Genomic DNA, 6,388 nt, shown 5'->3' with positions numbered 1-6,388 from the left:
GCAGCGTCCGATTCCTCGAATCGTGGCACCGCACCGGCAGCCCCACCGGGTCGGGCCTCGGCGCGGCAGTGGCCGGTGTCGAGTTGATCCACGGCCTCCGCGCGGACGACGACGCCCGGTCCGAATGGACCTCCGTCATGAACCAGCTCGACACCCCGCCGGAACATGCCTACGGCTACAGGGCCGTCTTCGACTCGATCCTCCTGCTGCACAACGGCTATGCCGACGAGGCACTGGAAAGAATGGCGCCCGAGCCCAGCGAGGTCTGGCGCTGGCTCACCTGGATCTGGCTCCACTGGTATGTAGCGCTGCGCGCCGAAGCCGCCGTGCTCGCCGGAAACCCCGACGCCGGTGCACGTCTCACCGAGGCCCGGACCATCGTGGCCGCAAACCCCATATCCACAGCCATTGTGGAGCGAGCCGAAGCACTGTTCACCAAAGATCACGAGCGACTGCTGGCCACCGCAGGGGCGTTCACCGCCGCCGGTTGCCACTACCAGTCGGCGCGCACCCTGGTGCTCGCCGGGGGCGACCATGCAATTCGCGGCGCCGCAGCACTGGCCGATCTCGACCTCACGCCGATGGTTCCGTACCGATACTTTTGATGACCGGACGCTGGTGTTCCGCGAAAACTGTAGGGACGCCGGATGTTCACGCGGCCGTGCTGCCCGCAGCGCGTTCGGCGCGGCGGGACAGCTCGGCGAAAGCCTGCCGCAATGCGTTCGGTCCGATGACCTCGATCTCGGCGTCGAAACGTGCGAGCGTCGCCGCGAGAGCACCCCAGGACCAGGCACCTGCCCGCAGTCCGGTTCGGTCCGGGCCGAGCTGTTCGACAACACCATCAGCGGCGAACGGGGCCACCCGCTCGGCCGGGAGGTTCAGGATCACCTCGCCCTGGCATGGCCAGGTGTTCGCGCTCGGGGAGCCTTTGAACCGGGCCGCGAGGAAGTCGGCGACATCACCGCCAGGTACCTGCCGAGGGGTGAAACGTGGTCCGTTGGGGGTACGAAGGGTCATCCGGTCGAGGCGGTGGATTCGCCAGTCTCCACGCTGGGGGTCCCATCCGATGAGGTACCAGCGTCCACCGCGGACCACAAGGTGGTGCGGCTGCACCCGGCGAGGCGGGCGCGGACCGGCATCGTCCGGCCGGACCGGTGACCCGTAGTCGAACCGCACTTCCTCCGCGGATCGGATGGCGGCGCTCAGCGCGAGCAGAACCTCGGTGTCGGCTTGGGGGCCGTCCCCGCGTGCCGCTGATTCGACAGCGGTGATCTCGAGGGCATCGATGCGGTGCCGCAACCGGGACGGCATTACCTGCCGCACCGTGGCCAGGGCCCGTGCGGCGGCCTCCTCGATGCCCGCTCCCGTCCCGACCGCGATCCGCAGCGCCACCGCGAGCGCGACCGCCTGCTCGTCGTCGAACAATAGCGGCGGCAGGTCGCTGCCTGCTTCGAGGCGGTATCCGCCGTCGGGCCCCTTCACCGCTGTGACCGGGTAACCCAGATCGCGCAGGCGGTCGACGTCGCGCCGCACCGTCCGGTCGCTGACACCGAGCCGCTGGGCGAGCAGCTCCCCCGGCCAGTCACGCCGGACCTGGAGCAGCGACAACAGCGAGAGCAGGCGAGAAGAGGTTCCGGTGGCGGATGCGGTCGGCATGAATTCCACACTGCCAGCAGTAGCGGACAATAACTGACCGGTACTGCTGACACGGTGGGTCTCGTCGCCGGAACCACGGTGGCGAAACCACTCCCGTGAAGGACCAGACCATGACGGTAAACGCTGTTGCTCACTTGAACTTCCACGGTCGAGCTCGTGCGGCACTGGAGTTCTACCAATCGGTATTCGGCGGGCAGATCAGCATCGCTACCTACGGCGACTTCGGCATGCCCGCCGAGGCGCCCGACGCCACCAAGGTGGTGTTCGGCCAGGTCGTCGCCGACAACGGCTTCCGGGTGATGGCCTACGACGTGCCCGGCGACGACGCACCGGTCGCCGACGGCACGCCCACCACACGCCGCGAGAACGGCGCCACCCTCACCGACGAGCGGTTCTTCCTCTCCGTTCGCGGCGAGACCGTCGACGAGGTCGGCGCATTGTGGAAACGCCTGGCCGAGAACGCAACTGTCATCGAGGAATTCGGTCCGGCGCAGTGGGCACCCGCCTTCGGCATGCTGACCGATCGCTTCGGCGTCACCTGGATACTCGACGTCGCCGCCGAGTACACCCAGGCCTGAGCTTTATCGGTCTACCCCGCTCCGGGGTGCGCGCCGGACCGGCCGCACCCCGAGGTTCGAACGCCACCGGTCGACATCGCGCTGACCGAACCTCCAGAATCATCGTGCTATCTCTGCGATCACATGATGTTCGCTCGACTATCCAGAATGGTTGACTGACAAGGCTTTCCAGCGCATACACATGCCGACGTGCCAGGATGGCACGCATGACTCCGGTTCCAGAATGGCGTGCACTTCCCACTGATCCGGCGCAGGCGAACGGCTACGACACCATCGCCGATGGATACACCGCCGAGAACGAGACCAGCCTGCTGAACGCGTATTACGAGCGGCCCGCGATGCTGGAGCTCGCCGGGGACGTGACCGGACAGCGGATCCTCGACGCCGGCTGCGGCTCGGGTCCCCTGTTCGCCGCCCTGCGCGACCGAGGCGCCATCGTGACCGGCATCGACGCGAGCGCTGGGATGCTGGAGCTGGCCCGTCGGCGACTGGGCGCCGACGCGGACCTGAGGGTCGCCGACCTTGCCAACCCACTACCGTTTCCCGACGATGCCTTCGACGATGTCGTCGCGTCCCTGGTTCTGCACTACCTGCAAGATTGGGCACAGACGCTGGCCGAGCTGCGACGCGTGCTGACGCCTGGCGGCCGGCTCCTCGTCTCGGTCGAGCATCCCTTCGCCATCTGGCTCGCGCAGCGCTCGGCCGGGGAGAAGACCGACTATTTCGAGACTCGCAAGCGGACCGAAGAGTGGACCATGGGCGGGCAGATCGCCCGGTTGAGTTTCTGGGACCGGCCGCTGCACGCGATGACCGAGGCTTTCACCGCGGCGGGCTTTCGCATCAGCGTCATCAGTGAACCGCCACCTGTGCCTGCCGCCCGCGATCTGTTCCCCGAGGTATTCCGCGAGGTCATCGGCACAAGCTTCCTAGCCTTCCTGTTCTTCGTCCTACAGGCGGGCTGACTGCCAATCGTATTCGTATCGGCGTGACCATCCTGATATCTCTACCACAGACGGCTCGAATGATCAGAAGGGTCACGAGGCATTGATGTCAACAAGTTCGAGCTCGCACTCCGATTTTCGGCAAGATAGTCCCTGGACCCGCAAGCGTACGCAGGTAAATCGATAGTCGGCAAAAGAACTATATCCAGTTCAGGGCCGGTATTATATCGAATTTTCTCCGCATTGTTCCTGCGTTCGGAACGCTGACGTGCGACATGCATTTGATCGATTCGCGTCAATGTCTTAGTGAAATTAGCTTTCTAGAGTGAATATTTAACTGCGGATAAATACATACCGCACAGCCGCCCCGCAGGGATGGACGATACCAAACCGTTATTTCCGATTTCGCCCACAAGAAGATGAGAACAGGTTACATTTCAAACCTCTTGAGGTTACGGCTCACCATCCCCGGGTCGTACCATTGCTTCACATTTTTGGAGATAATTATGAGATCGACCGCATCCGTGCTGCTTCGTGCCGGCGTCGTTACTCCGGTGGCGCTTGCGACTCTCTTCTGTTTGGCTGCACCCGCAAATGCCACCCCCGTCAGCGTGAACTGGAGTTGCCAGGGCACGGTCTTCGGCATCAGCCAAACCTCGAGCATGACCACATCGGTCGACGGCACCGCGCCGAGCTCGGCGGCATCCGGCTCGGCCGTGGCCATCACCCTCACCCCCGGCGTTTCCTCGGTTCCCAGTTCGGCCGCCGGCCTCAGCGTGACGAACATCAGCAACTTGAAGATGACCTTCCCGACTCCGGCGAATTCGACGCTGGTCTCGGCTACCGTCTCCGGCGGTACCGTGGCCGGCACTGTGGCCACCTCGGGCGGGAATGTCGTTCTCACCGTGCCGGGTCCGATCGCGGGCGGCACCACCTTCACCCCGCCGGCGGTGACCATCAATGTCACTGCCGGCGCCTCCGGAACGCCGATCACCAGCAAATACGCGGGGACCAGTTATGCCAACCCCGGTATGACCATGACGACCAAGGTTTCGCTCGTCGGCAATGTCGCGACCGCGTGCTATCCGAGTCCGTCCCCGACGCTTACCACCACAACCGTCAGCTGAGCCTCAGGGCAGAAGGAACAGCGTGACGGCCGGTAGCCACACCGGCGAAATGTGGTGAATACCTGGACTGGACTGTCATCAGCAGCCCAGTCCAGGGTTCCGCCCGAGTCGCATCAGGCAATTACCATGCCCTGCTTCGGTTTTCATGCGCGAAAACCGCTATGACCCGGATATGCGATGCAGACTATCGCATCGGCCACTGTGTCGTACAGTGCATGTCCGGCCCAGACGTGGACGGTGACTCCTGTTGAGAGGTTTCATGTTTCAAGTGTTCGAGGATGGGAGCCTGTGCGTCCGATGTCAACCGACCCGGCTCCGATCGCAGTAGAGCTCGGAAAGGCCCTGGAGTTCTATCACGGAACCCTCGAGGATCTTGCCCGCGAATTGATCAGATTGCTGGGCGTGAACGAGACCGATCGACGTGCGCTGGAAATCGTCCTGCTCGGGGACGGGAAGTCCACCACACCTGGAATGCTGGCCGAACGGCTGGGCCTCACCGCCGCCGGTGCCACGATCATGCTCAACCGGCTGGAGAAGCAGGGCTATATCGCCCGGTCACTGCACCCCACCGATCGTCGCCGCGTAATCGTGGTGGCCACCGATCTCGCCGCCCGTCGCGTCCACGACCTCATCTCGACATTGGTCGACGAGGGCTACAAGATGATGCTGAGCTGGTACGACCCCGCCGAGCTCGAAATGATCGCAGGCTTTCTCACCCGGGTGAGCGAACTGCAACGAAGCCACCGACAACGACTACGCGACATGGACCCCTACCCACGCCCCTGAAGATCCAGGCGTTCCGTCGTGCAGCCGTCGCCTCCGCTGCACGACGACACAGGCCTGCTGGTGTGAAACGTCTTGTCATTCGGCGCTACCCGGGTTCATTGGGTGAGCGCGGCCCGCAATGCCTCACACTGGCTTGCGAAGAATGACCGTGACACCGATGCCCCGGGCGCGATCGTGTCGAACCCGTGGAATGCTCCCGCGATCACCTCGATGCGGCATGACACATCTGCCTCCGCGAGCCGTTCCGAGTAGACCACGCTCTCATCATGGAACAGGTCAGCGGTACCGACGCCGATCCAGGTAGGGGCGACCCCGGCAAGATCCCTCCGGCGGGCCGGGACCGCGACCTCCGGATCGCCATCGCCGAGATATGCGGCCCATCCGAAACGGTTACTGCGCCGATCCCACACTCGGTAGCCGCTGTCGTCGAGGTCGGTGCGTGCCGATGTCCGGTCATCGAGCATGGGATATGTCAGCAGTTGCAGTACGGGAGCGATGTCACCGCGGTCGCGTGCCAGCAGTGCCAGCGCCGCCGCGAGGCCGCCGCCCGCGCTCGCGCCGCCGATCGCCACACGCGCAGGGTCGATATCCGGCCGACCGGCCAGCCAGGCCATCGCGCTGTAGCAATCTTCGAGGCCTGCGGGGAACGGATGCTCAGGGGCAAGCCGGTAGTCGACTGCGGCGACCACGATGCCCAACGTCTGGGCGAGACGGCGGCACAGTATGTCGTCCTGCTCCGCCAGGCCCAGGACATACCCGCCACCGTGGATCCACAGCAGCGCAGCCGTCGGCCCGGCCGGCACGGTCCGAGGGCGGTGCACCCGAACGCGCACCCCGGCGTCGATCACGACGACCTCGACACCCGCCGAGGGACGCAGTCGAAACAACTGGAACAGCACGCGCATCCACGGCAATGTCGCCGGGGAGATCATGTGGCGCGGCATGGCGACCGCCACCGAGCGCAGATCGGGGTGGAATTCCTTCGCCGAGAACGCGGCACGGATTCGCGCACGCAGGCCGAAGATTGTGCGATGAACCATCCTCGGCGTCCCCATACCGCCGACGCTAACACGAAAACTGAAACAAGTTCTACGCCCCGTGAAGTACTCGGATCAGATTCGTGAGATAACAGCAACACGATCGACCAGGAGAACCGAACTCCCCTCTCCTGCAACTGAAACGACGGCGACCAGGAACTGTCGGCGGCAAACATCGAGAAGGTCCCGCCGTCAGTTCCTGGTCGACTCCACTCCACACCACCGACCATGGAGAAGCGCCCACAAGTACCGCACAGGGCAGG

Annotated in this window: 7 protein-coding genes and 1 pseudogene; 5 read left to right on the top strand and 3 right to left on the bottom strand. The window is 64.6% G+C overall.

Annotated features, from left to right (window positions below; genetic code table 11):
• Positions 1–605, top strand: a pseudogene (locus JWN03_RS03795) (ATPase); the annotation flags it as partial.
• Positions 606–651: 46 nt separating this feature from the next.
• On the opposite strand, the gene JWN03_RS03790 reads toward JWN03_RS03795, so the two are convergent.
• Entirely contained in the window at positions 652–1,656 is a 1,005-nt protein-coding gene (locus tag JWN03_RS03790) for a helix-turn-helix transcriptional regulator (RefSeq protein WP_297609729.1), read from the bottom strand.
• A gap of 110 nt (positions 1,657–1,766) precedes the next feature.
• Here JWN03_RS03790 and JWN03_RS03785 point away from each other — a divergent pair, with 110 nt between their 5' ends.
• Positions 1,767–2,234 (top strand): VOC family protein, encoded by a 468-nt coding sequence (locus tag JWN03_RS03785; protein WP_297609726.1) that lies wholly within the window; start codon positions 1,767–1,769, stop codon positions 2,232–2,234.
• Between the two features lie 206 nt (positions 2,235–2,440).
• Positions 2,441–3,196, top strand: a complete 756-nt coding sequence (locus JWN03_RS03780; RefSeq protein ID WP_297609723.1) for a class I SAM-dependent methyltransferase — start codon at positions 2,441–2,443, stop codon at positions 3,194–3,196.
• Positions 3,197–3,605: 409 nt separating this feature from the next.
• Here JWN03_RS03780 and JWN03_RS03775 read toward each other — a convergent pair whose 3' ends face one another.
• Positions 3,606–4,046: a hypothetical protein gene (locus JWN03_RS03775; protein ID WP_297609721.1), complete on the bottom strand. Its 441-nt coding sequence runs from the start codon at positions 4,044–4,046 to the stop codon at positions 3,606–3,608.
• Between JWN03_RS03775 and JWN03_RS03770 the strand changes: the two genes are divergently transcribed.
• Positions 4,036–4,302: a hypothetical protein gene (locus JWN03_RS03770; protein WP_297609718.1), complete on the top strand. Its 267-nt coding sequence runs from the start codon at positions 4,036–4,038 to the stop codon at positions 4,300–4,302. The genes JWN03_RS03775 and JWN03_RS03770 overlap by 11 nt on opposite strands.
• 297 nt (positions 4,303–4,599) lie before the next feature.
• Positions 4,600–5,088: a MarR family winged helix-turn-helix transcriptional regulator gene (locus tag JWN03_RS03765; protein WP_297609714.1), complete on the top strand. Its 489-nt coding sequence runs from the start codon at positions 4,600–4,602 to the stop codon at positions 5,086–5,088.
• 95 nt (positions 5,089–5,183) lie between these two features.
• On the opposite strand, the gene JWN03_RS03760 is transcribed toward JWN03_RS03765, so the two are convergent.
• Positions 5,184–6,128, bottom strand: coding sequence for an alpha/beta hydrolase (locus JWN03_RS03760; RefSeq protein ID WP_297609711.1), 945 nt, complete (start codon positions 6,126–6,128; stop codon positions 5,184–5,186).
• Between the last annotated feature and the right edge of the window lie 260 nt (positions 6,129–6,388).

The organism is Nocardia sp., assembly GCF_025465275.1.
GTDB lineage: Bacteria > Actinomycetota > Actinomycetes > Mycobacteriales > Mycobacteriaceae > Nocardia.
This window is presented reverse-complemented; position numbering and strand designations above follow the sequence as displayed.

What these genes read in the sequence shown, in the direction of transcription:
- JWN03_RS03760 (WP_297609711.1), bottom strand. Translation starts at nt 6,128, where the DNA reads ATGGTTCATCGCACAATCTTCGGCCTGCGTGCGCGAATCCGTGCCGCG.
- JWN03_RS03765 (WP_297609714.1), top strand. Translation starts at nt 4,600, where the DNA reads ATGTCAACCGACCCGGCTCCGATCGCAGTAGAGCTCGGAAAGGCCCTG.
- JWN03_RS03790 (WP_297609729.1), bottom strand. Translation starts at nt 1,656, where the DNA reads ATGCCGACCGCATCCGCCACCGGAACCTCTTCTCGCCTGCTCTCGCTG.
- JWN03_RS03780 (WP_297609723.1), top strand. Translation starts at nt 2,441, where the DNA reads ATGACTCCGGTTCCAGAATGGCGTGCACTTCCCACTGATCCGGCGCAG.
- JWN03_RS03785 (WP_297609726.1), top strand. Translation starts at nt 1,767, where the DNA reads ATGACGGTAAACGCTGTTGCTCACTTGAACTTCCACGGTCGAGCTCGT.